20 protein-coding genes, 2 tRNA genes and 1 other annotated feature are annotated in these 22,731 nt (G+C 40.3%); of the genes, 12 read left to right on the forward strand and 10 right to left on the reverse strand.

The genetic code is table 11. The features are described 5' to 3' along the window. Window positions 1-24: 24 nt before the first annotated feature. A complete protein-coding gene (gene gyrA / locus G6R08_RS10525) occupies window positions 25-2,562 on the forward strand; it encodes a DNA gyrase subunit A (protein ID WP_163527928.1) in 2,538 nt (845 codons plus the stop codon). A 79-nt stretch (window positions 2,563-2,641) separates the two neighbouring features. After that, complete coding sequence (locus G6R08_RS10530; protein WP_163527929.1) at window positions 2,642-3,727, forward strand: HD-GYP domain-containing protein; 1,086 nt, start codon at window positions 2,642-2,644, stop codon at window positions 3,725-3,727. Window positions 3,728-3,742: 15 nt separating this feature from the next. On the opposite strand, the gene G6R08_RS10535 is transcribed toward G6R08_RS10530, so the two are convergent. Continuing rightward, entirely contained in the window at window positions 3,743-4,459 is a 717-nt protein-coding gene (locus G6R08_RS10535; protein WP_163527930.1) for a YaaC family protein, read from the reverse strand. 188 nt (window positions 4,460-4,647) lie between these two features. Between G6R08_RS10535 and guaB the strand changes: the two genes are divergently transcribed. From guaB to G6R08_RS10565, 6 genes are all read left to right on the forward strand, one after another. Continuing rightward, window positions 4,648-6,117, forward strand: a complete 1,470-nt coding sequence (gene guaB, locus G6R08_RS10540) for an IMP dehydrogenase (protein WP_163527931.1) — start codon at window positions 4,648-4,650, stop codon at window positions 6,115-6,117. 106 nt (window positions 6,118-6,223) lie between these two features. After that, on the forward strand, window positions 6,224-7,561 hold the full coding sequence (locus G6R08_RS10545) for a serine hydrolase (protein WP_420810393.1): 1,338 nt from the start codon (window positions 6,224-6,226) through the stop codon (window positions 7,559-7,561). Between the two features lie 122 nt (window positions 7,562-7,683). Next, complete coding sequence (gene pdxS / locus G6R08_RS10550; RefSeq protein WP_163527932.1) at window positions 7,684-8,568, forward strand: pyridoxal 5'-phosphate synthase lyase subunit PdxS; 885 nt, start codon at window positions 7,684-7,686, stop codon at window positions 8,566-8,568. An 18-nt stretch (window positions 8,569-8,586) separates the two neighbouring features. Beyond that, window positions 8,587-9,177, forward strand: a complete 591-nt coding sequence (gene pdxT / locus G6R08_RS10555) for a pyridoxal 5'-phosphate synthase glutaminase subunit PdxT (RefSeq protein WP_163527933.1) — start codon at window positions 8,587-8,589, stop codon at window positions 9,175-9,177. 54 nt (window positions 9,178-9,231) lie between these two features. Next, window positions 9,232-9,460 (forward strand) — a binding site (T-box leader). Window positions 9,461-9,512: 52 nt separating this feature from the next. Then, a complete protein-coding gene (serS, locus tag G6R08_RS10560) occupies window positions 9,513-10,787 on the forward strand; it encodes a serine--tRNA ligase (RefSeq protein WP_163527934.1) in 1,275 nt (424 codons plus the stop codon). Between the two features lie 107 nt (window positions 10,788-10,894). After that, window positions 10,895-10,987, forward strand: a tRNA-Ser gene (locus G6R08_RS10565). 235 nt (window positions 10,988-11,222) lie between these two features. Here the strand turns inward: G6R08_RS10565 and G6R08_RS10570 are convergent. Next, window positions 11,223-11,906 (reverse strand): deoxynucleoside kinase, encoded by a 684-nt coding sequence (locus G6R08_RS10570; RefSeq protein ID WP_163527935.1) that lies wholly within the window; start codon window positions 11,904-11,906, stop codon window positions 11,223-11,225. Next, window positions 11,903-12,544 (reverse strand): deoxynucleoside kinase, encoded by a 642-nt coding sequence (locus tag G6R08_RS10575; RefSeq protein WP_163527936.1) that lies wholly within the window; start codon window positions 12,542-12,544, stop codon window positions 11,903-11,905. Before G6R08_RS10575 ends, G6R08_RS10570 begins: the two co-directional genes overlap by 4 nt. 162 nt (window positions 12,545-12,706) lie before the next feature. On the opposite strand from G6R08_RS10575, the gene G6R08_RS10580 reads away from it, so the two are divergent. Next, window positions 12,707-12,779 (forward strand) — tRNA-Arg (locus G6R08_RS10580). 373 nt (window positions 12,780-13,152) lie between these two features. Next, window positions 13,153-13,662 (forward strand): YfiT family bacillithiol transferase, encoded by a 510-nt coding sequence (locus tag G6R08_RS10585; protein ID WP_163527937.1) that lies wholly within the window; start codon window positions 13,153-13,155, stop codon window positions 13,660-13,662. A gap of 220 nt (window positions 13,663-13,882) precedes the next feature. Here the strand turns inward: G6R08_RS10585 and G6R08_RS10590 are convergent, their stop codons facing one another. From G6R08_RS10590 to G6R08_RS10600, 3 genes are all read right to left on the reverse strand, one after another. Beyond that, window positions 13,883-15,352, reverse strand: a complete 1,470-nt coding sequence (locus G6R08_RS10590; protein WP_163527938.1) for an MFS transporter — start codon at window positions 15,350-15,352, stop codon at window positions 13,883-13,885. 212 nt (window positions 15,353-15,564) lie between these two features. Continuing rightward, window positions 15,565-16,110 (reverse strand): ImmA/IrrE family metallo-endopeptidase, encoded by a 546-nt coding sequence (locus G6R08_RS10595; protein WP_163527939.1) that lies wholly within the window; start codon window positions 16,108-16,110, stop codon window positions 15,565-15,567. A gap of 121 nt (window positions 16,111-16,231) precedes the next feature. Beyond that, window positions 16,232-16,579, reverse strand: a complete 348-nt coding sequence (locus G6R08_RS10600; RefSeq protein WP_163527940.1) for a helix-turn-helix domain-containing protein — start codon at window positions 16,577-16,579, stop codon at window positions 16,232-16,234. Between the two features lie 244 nt (window positions 16,580-16,823). Between G6R08_RS10600 and G6R08_RS10605 the strand changes: the two genes are divergently transcribed. After that, window positions 16,824-17,654 carry an N-acetylmuramoyl-L-alanine amidase family protein gene (locus tag G6R08_RS10605; RefSeq protein WP_163527941.1) on the forward strand — a complete coding sequence of 277 codons (831 nt, stop codon included), beginning with the start codon at window positions 16,824-16,826 and terminating at the stop codon, window positions 17,652-17,654. A gap of 71 nt (window positions 17,655-17,725) precedes the next feature. Here G6R08_RS10605 and G6R08_RS10610 read toward each other — a convergent pair whose 3' ends face one another. The 4 genes from G6R08_RS10610 to modA form a co-directional block, all read right to left on the reverse strand. Beyond that, window positions 17,726-18,385, reverse strand: a complete 660-nt coding sequence (locus tag G6R08_RS10610; RefSeq protein ID WP_163527942.1) for a sulfate/molybdate ABC transporter ATP-binding protein — start codon at window positions 18,383-18,385, stop codon at window positions 17,726-17,728. A gap of 14 nt (window positions 18,386-18,399) precedes the next feature. Further along, window positions 18,400-19,068, reverse strand: coding sequence for a molybdate ABC transporter permease subunit (modB, locus tag G6R08_RS10615; protein WP_163527943.1), 669 nt, complete (start codon window positions 19,066-19,068; stop codon window positions 18,400-18,402). A gap of 139 nt (window positions 19,069-19,207) precedes the next feature. Beyond that, window positions 19,208-20,977, reverse strand: coding sequence for an extracellular catalytic domain type 1 short-chain-length polyhydroxyalkanoate depolymerase (locus tag G6R08_RS10620; RefSeq protein ID WP_163527944.1), 1,770 nt, complete (start codon window positions 20,975-20,977; stop codon window positions 19,208-19,210). Between the two features lie 115 nt (window positions 20,978-21,092). Continuing rightward, the gene (gene modA, locus G6R08_RS10625; protein WP_163527945.1) at window positions 21,093-21,878 is read right to left on the reverse strand and encodes a molybdate ABC transporter substrate-binding protein; all 786 of its coding nucleotides are present in this window, start codon (window positions 21,876-21,878) and stop codon (window positions 21,093-21,095) included. Between the two features lie 112 nt (window positions 21,879-21,990). On the opposite strand from modA, the gene G6R08_RS10630 reads away from it, so the two are divergent. Then, window positions 21,991-22,647 carry a M50 family metallopeptidase gene (locus G6R08_RS10630; RefSeq protein ID WP_163527946.1) on the forward strand — a complete coding sequence of 219 codons (657 nt, stop codon included), beginning with the start codon at window positions 21,991-21,993 and terminating at the stop codon, window positions 22,645-22,647. Window positions 22,648-22,731: the final 84 nt, after the last annotated feature.

Consider the following 22,731-nt stretch of genomic DNA (forward strand, 5'->3'; position numbering starts at 1 on the left):
ACAGGTTACTAGGAGGTAAATAGAATGGTTGATCAACCCGAACGCCCGAGTGTTCAGGAAGTAAATATTAATCAAGAAATGAGAACATCGTTTCTTGATTATGCAATGAGTGTCATTGTTGCACGTGCCCTTCCTGACGCACGTGATGGCTTAAAGCCGGTCCACCGACGTATTTTATATGCGATGCATGATTTAGGTATGCATTCTGATAAAGCTTATAAGAAGTCAGCACGTATTGTTGGTGAGGTAATCGGTAAGTATCACCCGCATGGTGATTCCGCCGTTTACGATACAATGGTACGTATGGCACAAGATTTTGCTTACCGTAACATGCTTGTTGATGGACACGGTAACTTTGGTTCAGTAGATGGAGATTCAGCGGCAGCCATGCGTTATACGGAAGCAAGAATGTCTAAGATTTCCATGGAGCTCCTTCGTGATATCAACAAAGATACAATAGATTATACCGACAACTATGATGGTTCAGAAAAAGAGCCTGTTGTACTGCCGGCACGTTTTCCGAATTTACTTGTAAATGGTGGCTCGGGAATTGCCGTTGGTATGGCAACGAACATTCCACCTCATCAATTGGGTGAGGTTATCGATGGTGTGCTTGCTCTTAGTAAAAATCCAGAGATTACGATACAAGAATTGATGGAAAATTATATTTATGGACCTGATTTCCCGACCCATGGCCAAATCCTTGGATTAAGCGGGATCAGAAAAGCCTATGAAACTGGGAAAGGTTCTATTACCATTCGAGCTAAAGTAGATATAGAGGAACAAGCTAATGGTAAGGCTCGTTTGCTTGTCACTGAGCTCCCTTACCAGGTGAACAAAGCTCGGCTTGTAGAAAAAATTGCTGAACTGGCTCGCGATAAAAAAATCGACGGCATCACCGATCTTCGTGATGAATCTGACCGTAATGGCATGCGTGTCGTGGTAGAGTTACGCCGTGATGCAAACCCTAATGTATTGCTTAATAATTTATATAAAATGACGGCCTTACAAACGACTTTTGGTATCAATATGCTAGCCTTAGTTGATGGACAGCCTAAGGTTTTAACATTAAAGCAATGTTTAGAACATTATTTAGAACACCAAAAGGTAGTTATAAAGCGAAGAACTGCTTACGAGCTCCGAAAAGCAGAAGCTCGTGCTCATATTTTAGAAGGCCTTCGAGTGGCTTTGGATCATCTAGATGAAGTCATCAAACTTATCAGAGAGTCCCAAACGACGGAAATTGCCCGAAATGGTCTCATGGAGCGGTTCGGACTATCTGAAAAACAAGCTCAAGCCATTTTAGATATGCGTTTACAACGATTAACTGGTCTAGAGCGAGAGAAAATTGAAGAAGAATATCAAGAGCTTATTAAACTTATCACTGAACTTCGCGCTATTTTGGCTGATGAGGAGAAAGTGCTTGAGATCATCCGTGAAGAACTAGTCGAGTTGAAAGAACGTTTCAATGACGGAAGACGCACAGAAATTGTCTTAGGCGGAACAGACTTTATTGAAGATGAAGACTTAATCCCTGAAGAAACAGTTATTGTAACGTTAACCCATCAAGGATATGTGAAGCGTCTGCCTGCCAGCACCTATCGCTCCCAGCGCCGTGGAGGACGAGGAGTCCAAGGGATGGGCACCCATGAAGAAGACTTCGTAGAGCATTTATTGTCTACATCTACACATAATACGTTGTTATTCTTTTCTAACAAAGGCAAGGTTTATAAGGCAAAAGGATATGAGGTACCTGAATTCAGCCGAACCGCTAAAGGAATTCCCATCATTAATATGCTTGAAATAGAACGGGATGAATGGATCAATGCAGTAATTGCGGTCGAGGATTTTGTCGATGACTGGTATTTCATTTTCACAACAAGAAATGGCATTACCAAACGGACAAGCATTTCCCAATTTGCAAATATCCGTAAAGGCGGTCTGATTGCGCTAGGTCTCCGTGAAGATGATGAGCTTATTTCTGTTAGACTTACTGATGGAAACCAGCACATTATGATCGGGACGCAAAATGGCTATGTCATTCGCTTCAATGAGGACCAAATCCGTTCCATGGGTCGTACAGCAGCTGGTGTGAAAGGAATATCTCTTCGTGAAGATGATAAAGTTGTATCAATGGAAATTATTGATGATAACTTGCAAGTATTAACAGTAACGAGCAGAGGATTCGGTAAGCGAACTCCAGCTGAAGATTACCGAATTACAAACCGTGGTGGTAAAGGTATCATAACGTGTAACTTAACAGAGAAAAATGGTCATGTGGTAGCGACAAAGGCCGTTTCTGGTGATGATGAAGAAGATGTTATGATTATTACAGCAAGCGGTGTATTAATTCGTATGCCTGTTGAAAGTATTAGTGAAACAGGTCGAAACACTCAAGGTGTAAGATTAATCCGCCTTCAGGATCATGAGGAAGTGGCGACTGTTGCTCGTGTTGAGTCTGAAAAAGCCGAAGAAGAATTAATAGAAGAAGCTTTGGAAGAAGAAGAAATTAAACAAGAGCAGGAATCAGAAGATACAGAGGAAGAATCATCAGAAGAGTAGTTTGTGAAGAAAACCTAAAAGTCGCCTGTCGTATATGCGGCAGAGCGACTTTTTTAGTTCAGATAAAGAGGTGGAGTACATGAAAGTTCATCCTTCTCAATTAGTCCAGGGATGTATGATTACCCTGGATGTTATGGGAAAAACTAAACGCCCCATTATTCCTAAGCATACCGTAATCACTCCCATTCATATTAAAGTTTTACATAATTTCAAAATTCAATCTGTGGAAGTAAGCTCTAAGCTTTCTAACGGTTCTCCTTTTCTTCCTAAAGAAAAGGCTGAAGGGCATAAATTCAGTGATTCTCCTTCTATTGAGTTCAGTGCTTTCCATGAGCACTACTTGGAAACAGTCAAGCAGTATAAACAATGGTTTTCGCTCTGGCAGGGAGGCTCTCCTCTTGATTTGAAGGAGGTACGCAGCATTTTTGTCCCGCTTTTACAAGAAGCCATCCAAGCGAAGCGTGAAGTTTTTCTTTTACATCATTACTCTACAGAAGCCGATTATAATGAACACCATAGTGTGGCCATGGGGTTGATTTCAGGCGTGCTTGCCTCAAAGTTAAATGACAATCAAGGTGAATGGATACAAGTCGGTCTGGCAGGTTTATTAAGTGACTGTGGAATGGCACAAATCAGCGAAACGATTTTAAATAAGGAAGGTCCATTAAACGAAAAGGAGTATGAGGAAGTGAAGAAGCATCCTACTTACTCATATCGTTTAGTGGAAAGTACTACTTCCTTAAATAACCGAGCAAAGTTAGCGATTCTTCAGCACCATGAACGACTGGACGGGAGCGGTTATCCTCTTGGATTGGAAAAGGGGAAAATCCATCTCTTCAGTCAGATCACCGCGGTTAGTGACATGTATCATGCGATGACATCCGAAAGAGTGTATCGCAAGAAACAGTCTCCGTTCAAGGTGCTCGAAGCCATTCTTAAAGAACAATTTGGACGTTTTGATCATCATGTCATCCAAGCTTTCGTAAAAGAAATGACAAACTACTCTGCAGGCACAAAAGTGAAATTAAGCAATAACCAACTAGCAGATATTATTTTTGTTGAACCGTCGACCCCTACGCGTCCAATGGTTCGATTACATGAAGATGGAGAGATTATCCCTCTAAGAGATAATCCTGACATTCACATTGAAGAAGTCTTCGATTAGACAAAATTGGGACGCTTAATCCATGGAAGCGGTGCTCTGATCTCTTAGCCATGTGGAGATTAATGTTGGAATTTGTTTGGGAGCATACTGGAGAAAATGAATAATAAATACATAGTCCTCCCGGTCCCGCAGCTGTTCCATTTCCCCCCACCATTCACCTTCATAACGAACAAGCATACTGAGGTTGTATAAAATAGCAAATTGGGCAAGCAACTCTGGAATTTCGGCTTCAGCGGTTGCTTTTCCTTTTAACGAATAGATGGGCTTCATAAAGGATAGAGGCCGAAGCAGCTTATCCATAGAAAGCTTTTTAACTTCTACGGATTGATTAAACAAATGTTTAGCCGCATAGGGAAACAGGCCGTTGGGTTGAATACGTACGTCATCCTCTAAGAAGCGATAATGCATTTTCTTTCTTTTTCTTGTCGAAAGGCCATGAGCTAAAACCTTAGCTGTAGCTGGATATCCAGGGTCGACAGTGAGAAGACAGCTTTTTAAAAAGTGAGTTAAGCTATAATAATAAAGCAATGGCTGGACACTGAGCGGGGTGTGAGCAGCGGCAGTTAAGTATTCTTCCCCAAGCTTGATTCCATAAATAAATCGTTCCGCATTGTAGTAGGCGTGTTCTTTAGCCTTTTTACTATCTAGACGGTCGTAACATTTTAATAAAAAAGGTCTCGTATGGGCTGTGACTTGTAAATAGGTCAACCACGTCGCTTGTTGATCTGTCATAACTCGATTCCTTCCTTTAATAACAGGGATAAGTGCCATATTTTTATGCTTGAAAAAGCGGGATCATTGTCGTATTGTAAATAACAATAAGAAAATAGCAAGAATGCTGGAATTGTCAGCTTGCGTTGAACAATTGTGCATTTATTTTACCCACATTTACCCAAAACTATTAAAGGAGAGGATCAAGCATGCGTGAGGACAAGTTTACGAAAGAAGGACTTACGTTTGATGATGTCCTTCTGTTGCCGGCAAAGTCTGATGTGCTGCCGCGTGATGTTTCATTGGCAACAGAATTGTCACCAACATTAAGGTTAAATATGCCAATTATAAGTGCAGGGATGGACACCGTAACAGAAGCACCAATGGCGATAGGGATGGCTCGTCAGGGAGGCCTTGGGGTCGTTCATAAAAATATGTCGATCGAAGCACAGGCCGAACATGTTGATCGAGTAAAGCGTTCGGAAAGCGGGGTTATTTCTAATCCATTCTTTTTAACACCTGAACATCAAGTATTTGATGCTGAGCATTTAATGGGGAAATATCGCATTTCGGGAGTTCCAATTGTAAATAATGAACAGGATCTTAAACTGGTAGGTATTATTACAAATCGGGATCTCAAATTTATTGAAAATTATTCAATCGAAATTTCTGAAGTTATGACTCATGAGAATTTAGTGACAGCACCGGTAGGAACGACTCTTGACGAGGCAGAGAAAATTTTGCAGAAATATAAAATTGAGAAACTGCCAATGGTTGACAGTCAAGGAACGTTAAAGGGGTTAATCACGATTAAAGATATCGAAAAAGTGATTGAATTTCCTAACTCTGCAAAAGATGAGCAAGGTCGTTTACTTGTGGCAGCAGCAGTCGGGGTCACGGCTGATGCGATGACACGGATTGATAAGCTGGTTGAAGCAGGTGTGGATGCTCTCGTCGTTGATACAGCCCATGGACATTCTCAAGGTGTTATTGAACAAGTAAAGCGTATTCGCACTAAATACCCGACCATCAATATTATTGCAGGAAATGTTGCGACACCTGAAGCTACAAGAGAATTAATAGAGGCTGGAGCTAATGTGATAAAAGTCGGGATTGGACCTGGATCAATTTGTACAACTCGTGTTGTAGCAGGAGTCGGGGTTCCTCAAATTACGGCCGTGAACGATTGTGCCACGGAAGCATCCAAACATGATATTCCAGTGATTGCTGATGGCGGTATTAAGTTTTCTGGTGATATCGTAAAAGCACTCGCTGCTGGAGGCCATGCCGTCATGCTAGGCAGTCTATTGGCGGGAGTTAGTGAAAGCCCTGGTGAAACAGAAATTTTCCAAGGGCGCCGATTTAAGGTTTACCGTGGAATGGGCTCAGTCGGAGCGATGGAATCTGGCTCCAAGGACCGCTACTTCCAAAGTGAACAAGAGTCGAAGAAACTTGTCCCTGAAGGCATAGAAGGCCGCATGCCATATAAAGGGCCGCTTGCAGACTCCATTCATCAACTACTCGGAGGTTTACGCTCTGGAATGGGCTATTGTGGGACAGCAACGGTAGATTCACTGCGCAATGATGCTAAATTCACTAGGATTACCGGGGCGGGCTTACGAGAAAGTCACCCACATGACGTACAAATTACAAAAGAAGCACCGAACTACTCCATTTGACCCGTTAAAAAATCTTTAGACAGGGACTTTTCCCTGTCTATTTTTTTGCATGTCCATGTGATAGAATAACAAAGATGCATAATTTATTCGTGGAGGTTGAGAAAAGTTGAAACAAAGACTACAAGCATCATTGGCCGTGGGGATGGCCCTTGTTTTAAGTATGATCGTGATTTTTGGAAACCCGGAGCTTACATACGCATCCTCAGTTGATCTGGAAGCAGAATCAGCTATTTTAGTAGATGCAGATACAGGAAAGATCTTATACGAAAAAGAGGCTGATTTAACACTACCTCCTGCTAGTATGACCAAAATGATGACTGAATACCTAGTTCTGGAGGCTATCGAAGAAGGAAAAATCAGCTGGGATACAACTACTCAAATTAGTGATTATCCATATAGTATTTCCGCAGATCCTTCCTTTTCAGGGACAGGTTTAACACAAAGTAAAGATTACACAGTGAAGGAATTGTACACCGCAATGGCGGTAAACTCAGATAATGGCACAGCCATAGCATTAGCTGAATTGGTCGCCGGTTCTGAAGGTGAATTTGTAAAGATGATGAATGAAAAGGCTGCCGAGTTAGGCTTGCCGGATTATCAATTTGTCAATTCAACAGGATTACCGAATAGTACTCTGGGCGAAAATTATCCAGAAGGTACTAAACCTGATGCACATAACTTACTATCTGCTCGTTCAGCTGCCTTACTAGCTTATCATCTTATTAATGATTTTCCTCAAGTACTTGACTATTCTAGTATAACTACAACTAAATTTGAGGGTAAGCAAATTAAAAACTGGAACTGGATGCTTCCTGATATGCCAGGGTACTTATCCGCATATGGCTATGAAGGAATGAAAGGCCTTAAAACAGGGTTTACAGATCTAGCAGGCTACTGCTTTACTGGTGTTGCTGAGCGCAACGGGCAGCGTCTTATCTCTGTAGTTATGAAAACTGATAGTAAGGAAGCAAGATTCCAGGAAACAAGAAAACTTATGGATTATGGCTTTAATCAATTTGAACAGAAGAAATTGTTTCCAAAAGGCTATCAAATTGAAGGTGAATCCGAAATTCCAGTAGCAAAAGGGAAAGAAGATTCAGTTGGCGTAGAAGCTGGTGAGGCTATTACGGCTACTTTCAAAAAAGGTGAAAAAGATAAGTATGAAGTGAAGTATAATATCTCTGAAAAACACCTTGATAAGGATGGGAATCTTGTTGCTCCTATTGAAAAAGGAGAGAAGATTGGGACAGTTGAACTTGTGTACAATGGTGAAGGAAATTATAAGAACTTAGTTACAGGAGAGTCCCAAAAGACGACCGTTGATCTTGTAACAACATCCTCTGTTGAAAAATCAAACTGGTTTATGTTGATGATTGGAAGTGTTGGGGACTTTTTCGGTGATATTTTCACTAGTGCTGTTGATATGGTGAAAGGCTGGTTCTAGTGCTAAATTCCAATCTATATAGTAGGATTTATGACAACAATACGTTACAATAGAAGACAGGATTCGAGCACATAAATGATTTAATGGGTGACCATTATAGAATTAAATAGGGAGGAATAATCATGTCACAAACAGGTACTGATCGTGTAAAACGAGGAATGGCAGAAATGCAAAAAGGCGGCGTCATTATGGACGTTGTAAATGCAGAGCAAGCTAAGATTGCAGAAGAAGCAGGAGCTGTAGCCGTTATGGCTCTAGAACGTGTTCCGGCGGACATACGTGCAGCAGGCGGGGTTGCACGTATGGCAGATCCAACGATCACGGAAGAGGTAATGAACGCTGTATCGATTCCAGTTATGGCTAAGGCACGAATTGGCCACATTTCAGAAGCACGCGTTCTTGAAGCAATGGGCGTGGACTACATTGACGAGAGTGAAGTCCTAACACCTGCTGATGATATTTATCACATTAAAAAAGATGAATATACGGTACCGTTTGTTTGTGGCTGCCGTAACCTGGGTGAAGCGACACGCCGTATTCGTGAAGGAGCATCCATGCTTCGCACAAAGGGCGAACCAGGAACAGGAAATATTGTAGAAGCTGTCAGCCACATGCGCCAAGTTCAGTCACAAATCCGCCACCTCCGCGGAATGTCTGATGACGAAGTAATGGTCTATGCAAAAGAAAATGGGGCGCCGTTTGATCTTCTACTGGAAATCCGTGAAGCTGGACGTCTGCCAGTAGTTAACTTTGCAGCTGGTGGAATTGCTACTCCAGCTGATGCATCGCTTATGATGCAATTAGGTGCAGACGGAGTGTTTGTTGGATCTGGTATTTTCAAATCCAATAACCCTGATAAATTTGCTCGTGCTATTGTCGAAGCTACTACTCATTATGATGATTACAAATTAATTGGTGAATTGTCTAAAGGTCTTGGTACAGCCATGAAAGGAATGGAAATGTCCACTCTTACTCCTGAACAGCGTATGCAAGACCGCAGCCAATAAACAAAGGAGAACGACATCATGACTACAATTGGTGTATTAGGCCTTCAAGGCGCTTTTCGTGAACATGTTCGCTCAGTTGAAGCTTCTGGTGCCACAGCTGTTGTCGTAAAGAAAAAGGAACAGCTTAAAGAGGTCGATGGGTTAATTATTCCAGGCGGCGAAAGTACAACGATGAGGCGTCTGGTCGACAAGTATGATTTTCTTGAGCCAATCAGACAGTTTGGAAAGCAAGGGAAGCCGGTCTTTGGTACGTGTGCTGGACTTATTCTGCTAGCATCAGAAATTGATGGTTCATATGATGTTCATTTAGGACTAATGGATATTCGCGTGCGCCGTAATGCTTTTGGCCGTCAGCGAGAAAGCTTTGAAGCTGATCTTAGTATTGATGGCGTTGCGGAAAGGTATAATGCTGTCTTTATTCGGGCACCTTATATTGAAGGAGTCGGAGAAGATACCAAGGTTTTATCAACCTATGACGGACATGTGGTTGCTGCCCAGCAGGGTCACTATCTAGCATGCTCTTTCCATCCTGAATTGACGGATGATCATAGAATTACGGAGTATTTTGTAAAAATGGTGGAAGAATCTAAAAAATCTCTTGCATCTTAACGGAGATTCCGCTATTATAATTTGAAAGATGTACCTTTCAAACATGTTAATATGAAAAACGCGATGATAGGAAGCAGTAACAGTTTCTCTTTCATTAGAGAGTCAGTGGTTGGTGAGAACTGGCGTTAGAGCACTGTGAATCCATCCTTTGAGTTGCTCATCTGAACTATAGTAGGAGGAGCCGGCCCTCACCGTTATGAGCTAAGCTGGAGGACAAGCAATACATGTCGTCAACCTGGGTGGTATCGCGGGAACTTATATAACCAAAGCTCTCGTCCCTTTTCTAAAAAGGGGCGGGAGTTTTTTTATATTTAACAAAAAAGGAGTGAATGTTTATGTTAGACATGAAATACTTACGTCAAAATTTTGATGAAATTAAAGGTAAACTTAAGCACAGAGGAGAAGACCTATCTGACCTCGACACATTCGGGGACTTAGACAGCCGTAGACGCGAATTAATTCAAGAAGCTGAAGAATTAAAAGCGCGCCGTAACGAGGTTTCCAAAGAAATTTCCGTGTTAAAAAAGGAAAAGCAGGACGCGGATGATAAAATTAAGGAAATGCGGCAAGTAGGGGATCGGATTAAGGACCTTGATCAGGAATTAAAACAAGTAGAAGAACAGCTTGAGACCCTGCTGTTATCTATTCCAAATATCCCCCATGAAAGTGTTCCGATTGGAGAAGATGAGGATGATAACGTAGAAGCAAAAACATGGGGAGAAATTCCGTCATTTGAATTTGAAGCGAAGGCTCATTGGGACGTGGCTACAGACCTTGATATTTTAGACTTTGAGCGTGCTTCTAAAGTAACAGGCAGCCGATTTGTATTTTATAAAGGACTAGGGGCTCGATTGGAGCGGGCACTGTTGAACTTTATGATGGATTTACATGCTGATGAACATGGTTATCAGGAAATGCTGCCTCCTCAACTCGTCAATCGAACATCTATGACGGGAACCGGGCAACTGCCGAAGTTTGAAGAGGATGCCTTTAAAATTGAGGATTGGGACTACTTCCTTATACCGACGGCAGAGGTGCCTGTGACGAATTATCATCGCGAAGAAATCCTATCTGTTGAAGCTCTGCCGAAGAAGTTTGTCGCCTTTAGTACGAATTTCCGCTCTGAAGCAGGTTCAGCCGGCCGCGATACAAGAGGGCTCATTCGTCAGCACCAATTCAATAAAGTGGAACTCGTTCAATTAGCTTCTCCTGATGATTCTTATCATCGATTAGAAGAGATTACAGGAAACGCTGAGAAGGTGCTGCAGCTTCTCAAGCTACCATACCGCGTTATGAGCATGTGTACGGGTGATTTAGGCTTTACCGCCGCGAAAAAATACGATATTGAGGTTTGGATACCAAGCTATAACACGTATCGTGAAATTAGCTCTTGTTCAAACTTTGAAGATTTCCAGGCGCGTAGAGCAGGGATTCGTTTCCGTCGTGAAGAAAAAGGAAAGCCAGAATTTGTGCACACATTGAATGGCTCTGGCTTAGCTTTAGGGCGTACGGTAGCGGCTATTTTAGAGAATTACCAGCAAGAGGATGGCTCTGTAGTTATTCCAGAGGTACTTCGCCCTTATATGGGTGGTAAAGAAGCCATTAAGTAGGTAATAAATGGGCTGTGATGACCTCACAGCCTTTTTTCTTAAAAAAACTTGATCCATTTGTTGACGTATAAGGACAAGCGTGGTATAGTATTTATTGTCGGTCACACGGAGGAGTACCCAAGTCCGGCTGAAGGGATCGGTCTTGAAAACCGACAGGGGCTTCACGGCCCGCGGGGGTTCGAATCCCTCCTCCTCCGCCATTTATATCAACAATAGCGCATAAATATTGGAGATTAATAAACCAGAAATCGTTACCTAGTGTAACGATTTTTTATTTGTGTATATACACCTCAGGTTGTGTCTCCGAAATTCTAATATAAACCCTTCAGGATTCTTCTCGAACTCTTACGTTATCAGTTGCCAAAGAAAATTTTGTCATGAAAAATGCGAAACCCCAGATCGCTCTTTGGCGTTCTGGGGTTTCGCATTCATTCGTTATGTGAGTAAGTGGCTTGACCGCCATTTACGCGACTGCTGAATGAAATGGCCGATTTTTTCTAAAACAGGTTCAATACTTGATGAATTGTTAAGAATGTCATAGTCAGCAATATTCAAACGTAAGACAGGGCATGAATTAAAATCATCTATCCAATTCTCATACCGCTTAAACATTTCTTCCCAGTATTCAATCGGAGTCTGCTGCTCCATCGGACGTCCTCGGTCTTTAATACGAGTAATAATATCATCAAAGGAACCCTCTAAATAAATGAGCAGGTCAGGATGTGGGAAGTATGGGGTCATCACCATCGCATCGAAAAGGCTCGTATACGTCTCATAATCGATCTCTGACATAGTACCCTTTTCATAATGCATTCTAGCGAAGATGCCCGTGTCTTCATAAATTGAACGGTCCTGGATAAAACCGCCGCCGTATTCAAAAATTTTCTTTTGTTCCTTGAAGCGTTCAGCAAGGAAGTAGATTTGCAGATGAAAACTCCATCGTTCGAAGTCGTTATAAAATTTATCGAGGTAAGGGTTTTTGTCTACTTTTTCAAAAGAGGTGCGGAAGTTAAGGGCCTGGGCTAAAGCATTGGTCATGGTCGATTTTCCAACCCCCACTGTTCCTGCAATTGTGATCACACTATCGTGTGGTATCCCGTAGCGTTCGCGTGCATTCATTTAATTCCTTCTCCTTTTTTCATATGATGCTGAACTTGCTGAACAATCTGCTGCAGATCAGCCTGATGCTTCACAAAGTCCAGATGGTCACCGTTTAAACGGATAACCGGAATCTCTGGATGTGTCGCTTCAAAATGATTCATAAAATCTTCGTAATCCTGTGATAACTGTTCTAAGTAGGATGCTTGAATATTTGCTTCAACATCGCGATTACGCATGCGGATTCTCTCAAGCAATGTTTCAAGACTTGCATGTAAATAAACAACCATATTAGGTTTAGGCATGTCATTTGTTAACAGCTCAAAGATTTGTGAATATTTATAAAAGTGATCTTCCTTTAACGTTCGGCGTGCAAAGATCATATTTTTAGCGATATGATAATCGGCAATGACAGGTTTTTCAAGCTGTAAATAATCTTTATTAATGTCTTCAAGCTGCTTAAAACGATTGCATAAGAAGAACATCTCAGTTTGGAAGCTCCATTCTTCAATATCATCGTAAAACTTGCCTAAAAACGGATTCTCCTCAACGATTTCCTTCAGCAAATGAAAATCAAACTGGGAAGCGAGTTTTTTAGACAGAGACGTTTTACCGACCCCAATGGGCCCTTCAACAGCAATGAAAGGTAATTGTCCCATCTCATTTCCTCCTAGGTCAAAACAAAATTCGATACAATTAGACAGACAAATAATATTTTACCATAACCAATAGACTGAAGTCATAAATCTGAAGTAATTTTAAAGGAAAATACTTTTCATTTGTAGAGAAATTTTGTATAATATGAGGCACGTGATTTAATTGCCCCCGTAGCTCAGGGGATAGAGCATCGGTTTCCTAAACCGTGTGCCGCAGGTTCGAATCCTGCCGGGGGCGCTAATAATAACGATTGGGGCACAAGGCTTCCAGCTTATACATCTCAATGATAAAATGGCGCGTTTTTAAATGTTTGGCTAAATTTTGGCTAAACAATTTAAAAACGCGCCATTTTTCGTCTTCATTGGTGAGCGACATTAAAGATGTTTCAATTAACGGTCTTCCGCAATCCATCACTTTGGGAATACGAACGCAGCAAAATGAGTTGCAGTGAGGCCACGTGTATGATTATATCTCCAATCTCCTTCGTTGAATCCCTTTTAATAAGGTTATTAGATATTTATGTTAAAATATAATGAGAATTATGAAATAATTTATGTTATTAATAAATTAATTAAAAAAATAACGAATAGGGAAAAGGAGGATTTTGAAAATGGATGTAAAATATCCGATTGGGGAATTACAAGTCCCTAAAAAAGTAACATTAGAGAATATTCAAGAATGGTTAAAGGAAATCGAAACTTACACGATTCGATTAAGAGAAACTGTTGACTCATTAAGTGATGAGGAATTAAGCAAAACATATCGTGAAGGAAGCTGGACAGTTCGTCAACTTGTTCATCACATTGCAGATTCTCAGTTGAACATGTATCAACGTTTGAAGCTGGCTTTAACAGATGAAAACCCAACAGTACCAACTTTTGATCAAGAAATGTGGGCTATTCAACCGGAAACAAAACTTCCTATAGAAAGTTCTGTTAAACTGCTGGAAGGTATAAATGAGCGCATAGTATCTTTAGGATATAGTTTAACTGAAGAGCAATTAAATCGAGCTTTTACTCTCGAGAAAAACGGTAAGATAGCAGTTACAACAAAAGTTGCAAAATTAGCTTGGCATGAAGAGCACCACTTAGCTCATATAAAAATCGCATTATCAAAATAATATAATATCAAACGTTAAGGGCAACTAACTTTGTTATGAGGTGAAAGAAGGTCACGTACACATTGCACAGTTTTTCCACTTTTACGTTTATATCGGTTTCAACACCATTAGTGCCACATAAATCCCCCGTTTATGTGGCACTTCGTATCTGCTATCGCGTTCATCCAGTGTTGCAGCAATTTATTACATTCGACCACAACTCCTGAAAAAATATTTTCACTTATTCGTCGTTATTATAATCTTCTTTTCTCTCAGCTATTTCCCTTTTTTCCTCTTCCCACCATAAAGCTTCTTCAGGATCCTCTAAGACATCTTTGACTTCTTGTTTTTCTTCTACAGCAGGCGGCTGACCTCTGAGTGATTTACCTGACGTTTCGACAACAAAGAATGCAACAATGATTATTCCAATAATAGAAGCGAAGATGATGTAATACGCCGGAACAAGCCTGCTCATTGTTACACTGATTAACCATGAAACAACTAATGGTGCAGTACCACCAAATACTGATGTGGCTACATTATACGTAATAGCCAATGATCCATACCGTACTTCCGTGAAAAAGAGTGACGGCAATAGTGATGGCATGACACCTTGGAAGCTTGCAAGTAAAGCACCCAAGATCATTAATCCTAAGAAAACCAGCCAACTATTACCACTTCCAATTAACAGAAACGCCGGGATTGACAAAATAATCATTCCGGATAGGCCAAACATGATAATACGTTTGTTTCCAATACGATCACTAAAATAGCCAGCCATTAAGACAAATGGAATCATGATGACCATCACGACTAATATTAATAACAATCCCTTAGTGTCTCCATAACCGAGCACAGCATTCAGATGTGATGGCATGTAAGTCAAAATCACATAATAAACAGTATTATAAAATGAAACTAATCCCAAACAAATAAGTAAAGACCTGCGATGATAAACAAAAATATTTTTCAGGGATGCTTTTCGTTCATTATTCTCTTCCATTTCTTTGGATTCAAAGGCTGGTGTCTCTTCCAAATTACTACGCAGGTAGAATCCGATGAAACCAATAGGGGCAGCAATGAAGAACGGGATTCTCCACCCCCACTCATGCATGGTTTCTGACCCTAATACAAAAGTGAGTAGTGTAACAATTCCAGCACCGGTAATATACCCCACTAAAGTACCAACTTCAAGACCGCTGGATAAAAACCCTCGCTTCTTATCAGCAGTTGATTCCGCAATAAAAGTCATGGCACCCGAATATTCTCCGCCTGCAGAAAAGCCTTGAACCAACCTGGCAGCAAGCAATAATATAGGTGCGGCTATGCCAATGGACTCATATGTTGGAATCAACCCAATACTGAGTGTGGCCAATGCCATAATAATTAACGTAATTGCAAGTATCTTTTTCCGTCCCAACCGGTCGCCAAGCATTCCAAAGAACATTCCACCAAACGGACGAACCAAGAAGGCGACAGAAAATGTAGCAAAACTGAACACTAACTGTAATGGTCCGCTGAACTCAGGGAAAAACAGTGCACCAAGAATAACAGCGAGATATGAATAAATTCCAAAATCAAACCATTCCATTGCATTACCGATCGCCGTTGCAAAAACTGATTTCTTCACCACTTTTGTATCAACTACAGTAATATCATCCTTTTGTAGGTGTTGTGTTTTTTTTCTGTGTTTTTTTGTGTTTTTATCCAAGTATTCGTTCCTCCTCGTTTTTCGCCCTTTTTATATCCTAACCTGAATCGTGGGTTATATTTTATTTCCTTTAAAGGAAAATGTAAAACGTATCCTCTTTATAAAATAGGCTGCAAAAGTGGTAATGGGGCAATTAGAAAATTATATATAGTTGCGATTAACATTGTACCCATAGCAACAGGGAAAAAACATTTTTATTTTATCGTATATGTCTACTCGTACTTCTCCAATTTCTCCCCCACTTGATTACTCCTGTATGCTTTCTGAGTGAAGCTTTGGTCCGCTATGAGCCCAAGCCATTGTTTTTCTAAATGTTGCAATCTCTGGGATGCAAATTCTGAAGTAACTCCAAAGGTGGAAGTTACTTCAGTAATGGCTTGTGATTTTTTAAATGGAAGATTCATTTGCAGCAGCATAAAAGTAGGAACACAGAAATGCAAAGCAAAATTATCTGCTTTCCATTCCTGATATTTAACAAAGCGCGTAGGAAGATTCAGCTGTGAACCGCAGTGCAGTAAAATATGTCCAAGTTCGTGGCCGAAGGTCTGCCAACGTTCTTCCTTACCTAACTGTTTTTGCAGAAAGATTCGATTTATACCCTTATAAATAACAGCTTCACTACTATGCTCCCAATCATAAACTCGTATATTCAGTTGATCTGCAATACCTTCAATCGTTAGTTGGTTTGGTGTTTGAATGGAGATTGAGTTAAGAAGATCATGTATATGACTTTCAAGGGTTGTAAATTGATAAAACATAAATTTCACTCCTATAGAACATATGTTCTTGTTATGGGTGAAAGAAAAAGCCCTACTGTGGCGGGCTGTTTAAATTCATCTTAATACAATCCAAAGAGTTTTTCTAGTCTAATTTAACAGATTACTCACTTTTAATAATTTCCCACATTTTCCTTAGCTTCTTTAAGTCTTCAAGGTTTGATTTTGGAAGTTCTGCATACCAACGTTGGAGCTCAGGATCTTGGATAAATGCCTCCATGTCTGCTTCTGTCTCCCCTATTTTAGAATCGTCTTTCATTCCAATCAGCCAATCAATGGAAACTTCATAGAGGCTGGCTAGAGTAGAGAGCATTTTAGTGTCAGGCTCTCTGTAATTTCTTTCATAACCGGACAACCTTGAATTGGAGATCCCTAACTTTTCACAAACAAGCGTTTGCGACCAACCCTTGTCTTCCCGTGCTTTTCTTAATCTTTTACCTAATGATTCCATACCATTCATCCTCGAGTGAAATTATTTCATTCCATAGTAATAGGATACTATCAAATAAACATTTCGCGCAATATATTGTGCGAAATGTTTATTTTGTGGTTGACTTATGCGAATCGCGCATATATAATTGCAGTTAACGTTACGCGTAACGCGCAAAAATATAGTTCGTATGGACAAGCTGTTCATACGATAGTTATTCACTATTAGGTATTAATCATAAAATAGTAAAGGAGAGATTGATTGTATGACTTATCTAATTGCACTTGATGACGGGCATGGGATGGAGACCCCTGGTAAACGTACTCCTTATATTAATAGTCTCGGCAGATCTATTAAAGAAAATGAATTTAATCGGGCAGTAGTTTCCTTCCTTGATGGAGAATTGCAGCGAAGCGGTTTTGATACTCTGTTAGTAGCTCCGACTGATGAAGATACATCGCTGTCAACTAGGACAAACCAGGCAAATCGAGCAGGAGCGGATGCTTATATCTCTGTTCATTATAATGCTTTTGATGGAAGTTTTGACGGATCGAATCCAAGTGGAATTGAACTTTACGTGTACCCTGGTCACTTAAATCGTGAGGCGGGTATTCTAGCTAAGAGTATAGCAAATTATTTAAGAGAGGGAACTCCACAAGAATTTAGAGGAGTTAAAGAAGCAAACTTTCACGTATTGCGTGAAACAGCCATGATTGCTGTATTAACTGAAAATGGTTTCATGGATCACCCTGATGAAGCTTTATTGATGATAGATCCAGAGTTTCAAAGAGAAGTTGCCATTGAACATGCTAAAGGAATTTGCGATTACTTTGGGGTTCCTTATGTTCCAGGAAGTAACGGAGATGAGTGGTATATCGGCCGAAGAGTAGAGTCAATTTATCAAGGGGATTTACAATTCTACAACCAACCTTCATGGTCAGATTCAGCGGTGGCAGGTTATTTACAATATGGTTATGGGTTTCCTAATATTCTTGATCAAATCATCGTTGAGGGTTATCCGCAATATAAAGTGGAAAATTCTCAAGGTGCAGTTTATTATCTAACCGCAAATGAAACGTATGTACGTGTGGTTTAATTCTTAGTGGAACCCGGAGCTGCTCCGGGTTCCTATTATTTCTCAGAACCACGTCTCTTTTTAATAAATCCTTAAATTTTATCGTAATGGGGGAAATAATTTACATCTTTGGTATAAAAAGGTATCTTGCCACTTTCGATTAGGAGGATACGATCAGCTAGTTTCTTTGCCTCTTCCCAATCATGAGTGACTAATATAATTGGGATTTCCCACAGCTTGCGAAGACGTAAAAGTTCCTCATGACACTGATTTTTTGTTTCTTGGTCTAATGAGGAGAATGGCTCATCTAAAAGTAGTAGATCGGGTTCTGTGGCCAAAGCTCGTGCCAATGCCACACGTTGTTTTTCGCCACCAGATATTTGCCTTGGATACTTGGAAGCTAAATGTTTAATGCCTACAACTTCTAATAGTTTGTTAACAAGTTGGTCATCTGTAGCGCCATACGATATGTTTTTATAGACCGTCATATGGGGGAATAAAGCATAATCCTGAAACAAATAACCAATATTACGTTTTTGAACAGGGATGGGTTTATGATTTGTGTAAAAAAGAATCCCTTTGTTCAATTCGATTTCTCCTTCATCAGGATGAGTAAGTCCTGCGATACAGTTAAGAACTGTTGTTTTACCAGACCCAGATGGTCCATACAAAACGACGATCTCATTTCCAGCTTGAAAGGAAGCATTTAAGATGAAATGCGGGAGTTTCTTCTTAATGGTTAAAGATAGCATTTGGCACCTCCATTTTACTGATTAAACTTAAGGATATTACGCTTACTCCACCAATTGAGCCAAAGGACAGAACTAAATCCAAGTGAAACAATAATCAGTACCCAGAATCGGGCTTGTTCCATATGGCCTGCCTCTACGGCGAAATAGATAGCTAAAGGTATGGTATTGGTCTCCCCTGGAATATAACCAGCTATCATGAGCGTCGCCCCGAATTCTCCGAGAGCACGTGCAAAACTTAGAACTAAGCCTGCCAAAAGACCGGGCCAGGCTAAAGGGAATGAAATAGTGAAAAAAATTTTCCATTTGGATGCCCCCATTGTTAAAGCCGCATTTTCAACGTTCTGATCATAATTTTGAAAAGCGGCTGATGCACTTTGATACATTAAGGGAAAAGATACAACAACTGCAGCAACTACTGCTCCAATCCATGAAAAAACAACTTGAATACCAAAGGATTGAAGAAGGAAACTGCCTAAGGGTCCATTTTTACCGAACAAATAAAGGAGTCCAAACCCTACCACTGTTGGGGGAAGGACTAGAGGAAGCAAAATCACGGACTCAACGAAACTTTTCCCGGGAAATTTTTTTCTAGCAATTACTCTTGCGAAAAAAGCGCCCAGAATAAAAACAATTAATGTAGCGATAGTGGCTATTTTTATCGATAGAAAAAGAGGGGAGTTCATGATTAACCAACTTTCATTCAATGTTCAATAGTAAATTATTCAAGGTCAGGAATTATATCAATTATACAAAAATAATTAACTTTTATTGTAACATTAAAGGAGTCTGATCTACTTAGATCAGACTCCTTTGCTATAAATATTAATAATTTGTTGTCACAATTAACTTTGGTGCACTGTTGGTATGTTCTCCTCCGTAAAATTCAATCCAGTCTGGGTTAAATTGAGTTTCAGTTATCGCTCCTAAGCGAAGTTGAGTGATTCCGTTTTTATTGATGAAGTTTAAATCTTCTGGATGAATTTGGAATTCTATATAATTCTTTAACGTTTGAGTGGAAAATGTAACACTATTATTTTTTGACGGGGTGGTATGATAGTCTGATTGCTCAATAGCAGCTGAACTGCCTAGTACTCCACTATTTATATCTACTCGGATGGACGGCACTACGCCTTCCTTGTCTTTAACATAAAGTCTGATCTTTGCTGATTGAATCGTGTTATCAGGTAAACGATTTGTGTGAAATGAAAGAATTCCCCGATAGGTATCGGTATTATACATTCCCTTATCTCCGACCTTAATATGTTCTTCACCTAATCCATCTGCTGCATACTTCCCAACATATCCATCTTCAGTAGCTGAAGATAGAATAATTTCTGACGTCTCTGGCTCTGACTCATTGATGGTATAGGTTTCTTGTTTAACCGATTCCTTATTTCCTTCTGCGTCCTGGCTAAAGTACCTCAAAATAGTATCATCAGCAATTTGAAGAGGTTGACTGTATATTTCTGATTGGGTGTTTGGTGTGGAGCCATCTAGGGTGTAGTAGGTGGTACCTGGTTCATTTGTTTTCAATTCTACTGTAATGGGGGAATTGTAAGTTCCTCCTTTCACACTAGCTGTCGTTACAGGGGCGCTTGGATCAGGATTTTCGGTTTCAGAAAAGGACTGGAAGAATTCAACCATTAGGCGGTTCGCATTGGGTCCTTGAGGGTCTGTGTAGCTTCCTTGGGAACTTCCGCCTGACCAAGCGTGGGCCATCCCTTGTACTAACACCTTTTTCATCCATACCTTCCCATCTTCAGCTTTGTAATTACTAATGGAATAGCTTCTTCCTGAAGGGACTTGTAATGACTCCGTACTCTCAGGAGTATCATCGATCCATCCATCCTTTGCTGCATTTTCGGCCAAGTCATTGGTAACTGCCCATTGCTTGATAACTTGTTCAGCGTTAATGCTGTTTACTGTATAATCAGATGTTCCATGGATAACCATAACAGGAATCTTTTTGGCGTGATCGCCCATCGCTTGGTAGGCTAGTCTGCCTTGTTGAGCTGGATCAGGTCCGCCGCTGGACATAGCAGAATATGCCTCGACAGTACTTTCCGCTGCTTTATATTCCAATCCTGCTCCGATACCCACTCCAGAAAAAACATCCGGGTATGTTGCACCCATAATGACACTCATCGCAGCTCCAGCCGATAAACCGGCTGCATAAACTTGATCTTCGTTAATGGTATAATTGTTTTCAACTGATTGAACCATGCCTGCAATAATTGCTGGTTCACCACTTCCACGAGTTTGGTGGTTAGGGTCAAACCAATTCCAGCATTTGTTTAAGTTCGCGCTTGAGCTTTGTTCCGGATAGAGAACTAAAAATCCCTCTTCCTCCGCTAGTGAATTCATTTGTGTTCCAGTAGCAAATTGCTCTGCATCCTGTGTACATCCATGGAGCATAACGTATAGTGGCGAAGGGGTATTCGAATCATAATTTGAAGGAATATATAGTTTATAGGATTTCCCCCCATATGAACCATCAATGAACTCACCATTTGCGAAGGACAACGACGGATTAAATACCATGGTAATCATCAACATCATTCCTAAACCAGCCAGCAATTTCAACGATTTCATTTAAATGGCATCCTCCTCTTAAACTCTTTTCTATCAGCTTAGTAGAAGAGAGTTACAGAATAGTTACATATAAGATGAAGAGAACCTAGTGAGGAAGAAATCAGTATAGGGAGTCCTAAGGCTGCTTTTTTTCAAAACCATAGGACTGTAAAATTTCCTGAGCTTCCTTTGTCTTAAGGTAGTCTAAAAATGCCTGTGCTTCTTTTATGTTGGAACTGGCTGTTAGGACAGCAGCCGGATAAATGATTGATTGATGAAGATTTTGGTCCACTTCGGTGATGACCTTCACCTCTTCTGAGATAAGTGCATCACTTGCATACACAAATCCTAAAGCTACATTTCCTGACTCTACATATGTAAGCACCTGACGTACATCTCTTGCATATACCATTTGGGCTTTTAAATCTGCCCATTTGTTAATGGATTGTAATGCTTGTTTGGCGTACATCCCTCCAGGTACACTGGCAGGGTCGCCTAAAGCAAGCTGTTTCTCATCAGAAAGCTTGATGGATTGAAGAGAGGGAAAATCAAAATTACGGTCTTGCTTCGTAATTAATACAAGAGAGTTTCCGGTGAAATTAAATCTGGTTTCTTTTATGATAAATTGTTGTTTTTCTAGTTTGTCCATCCATTTTTGGTTCGCAGATAAGAAAACATCAACAGGGGCTCCTTGTTGAATCTGCTGGGCCAATTTACCTGAACCTGCAAAATTAAATGTAAGGGTTACATCTTTATTTTGACTTTCATATGTCTCTTTTATTTCTTTCATCGCATCAGTTAAGCTAGCTGCTGCAGAAATGGTAAGGTCTGTCGTATGTTGTTCTTGAGCTGTATTGTTACTGCATCCAGCAAGCCCGAATAAGACTAATCCTAAGAAGATTATGATTAATTTTCTCTGCATGTGGCGATACTCCTATGTTTAATTATTACTTTAGATTATACGTATGGATGAATTTTAAGTAAAATAAATCATAACTATGAGTGCGTACTATGGATCATAGAAAGGGGCAGCTATGAAACTTCAAATTCTTATAAGCTTAATTTTAGCTCTGTTACTGACTCAATCACCGATAATTGGAAAGTACTTTGCAATGATTAATACCATGATACACGAAAGCGGTCATTCTCTAATGGCTTTACTGACTGGCGGAGAAGTAAGGAATGTGTCGTTGTTTCCCAATACATCCGGGGTAACTATGACAGGACACACTTCATGGCTTAGCCACGTCTTAACTAGTTTATCAGGGTATTTATTTTCCTCACTGGCAGGTTTATTATTCTTCCATTTAATTGTTAAAGGTCATTATCGGGTAATGATGTTTATCTTAATTGGCTTTTTAGCTATTAATCTTATTTTCTGGGTCAGAAATTTCTATGGTGTTTTTTGGCTTATTACATTTGGTGCAGGATTTATTTATTTGCTCAGAACTGGTCATCAATCCATTGTTCAATACGTTCTTATCTTTGTAGCATGCCTCGTTGTGGTGGAGGCTGTTATGAGTGCTTTTTGGGTGATGAGGGTTAGTTTCGTTTCCCCGAGTCAAGCAGGGGATGCGTGGAACCTTGCGCAAGCTGTGAAATTTATTCCTGCTCCTGTCTGGGGCGTGTTCTTTTTCGCCCAATCTTTATATTTGGCCTGGTTGTCCTTGAAAAAGGTTTTCCTTATTTAATGCAGTGTGCTCATAGATAACAAAAAAGTAAGAACTCCGCATGAGCCCTTACCACTCAAATATTATGGCATAAGGTAATAAAGT

The sequence above is a fragment of the Halobacillus ihumii genome, assembly GCF_902726645.1.
GTDB lineage: Bacteria > Bacillota > Bacilli > Bacillales > Halobacillaceae > Halobacillus_A > Halobacillus_A ihumii.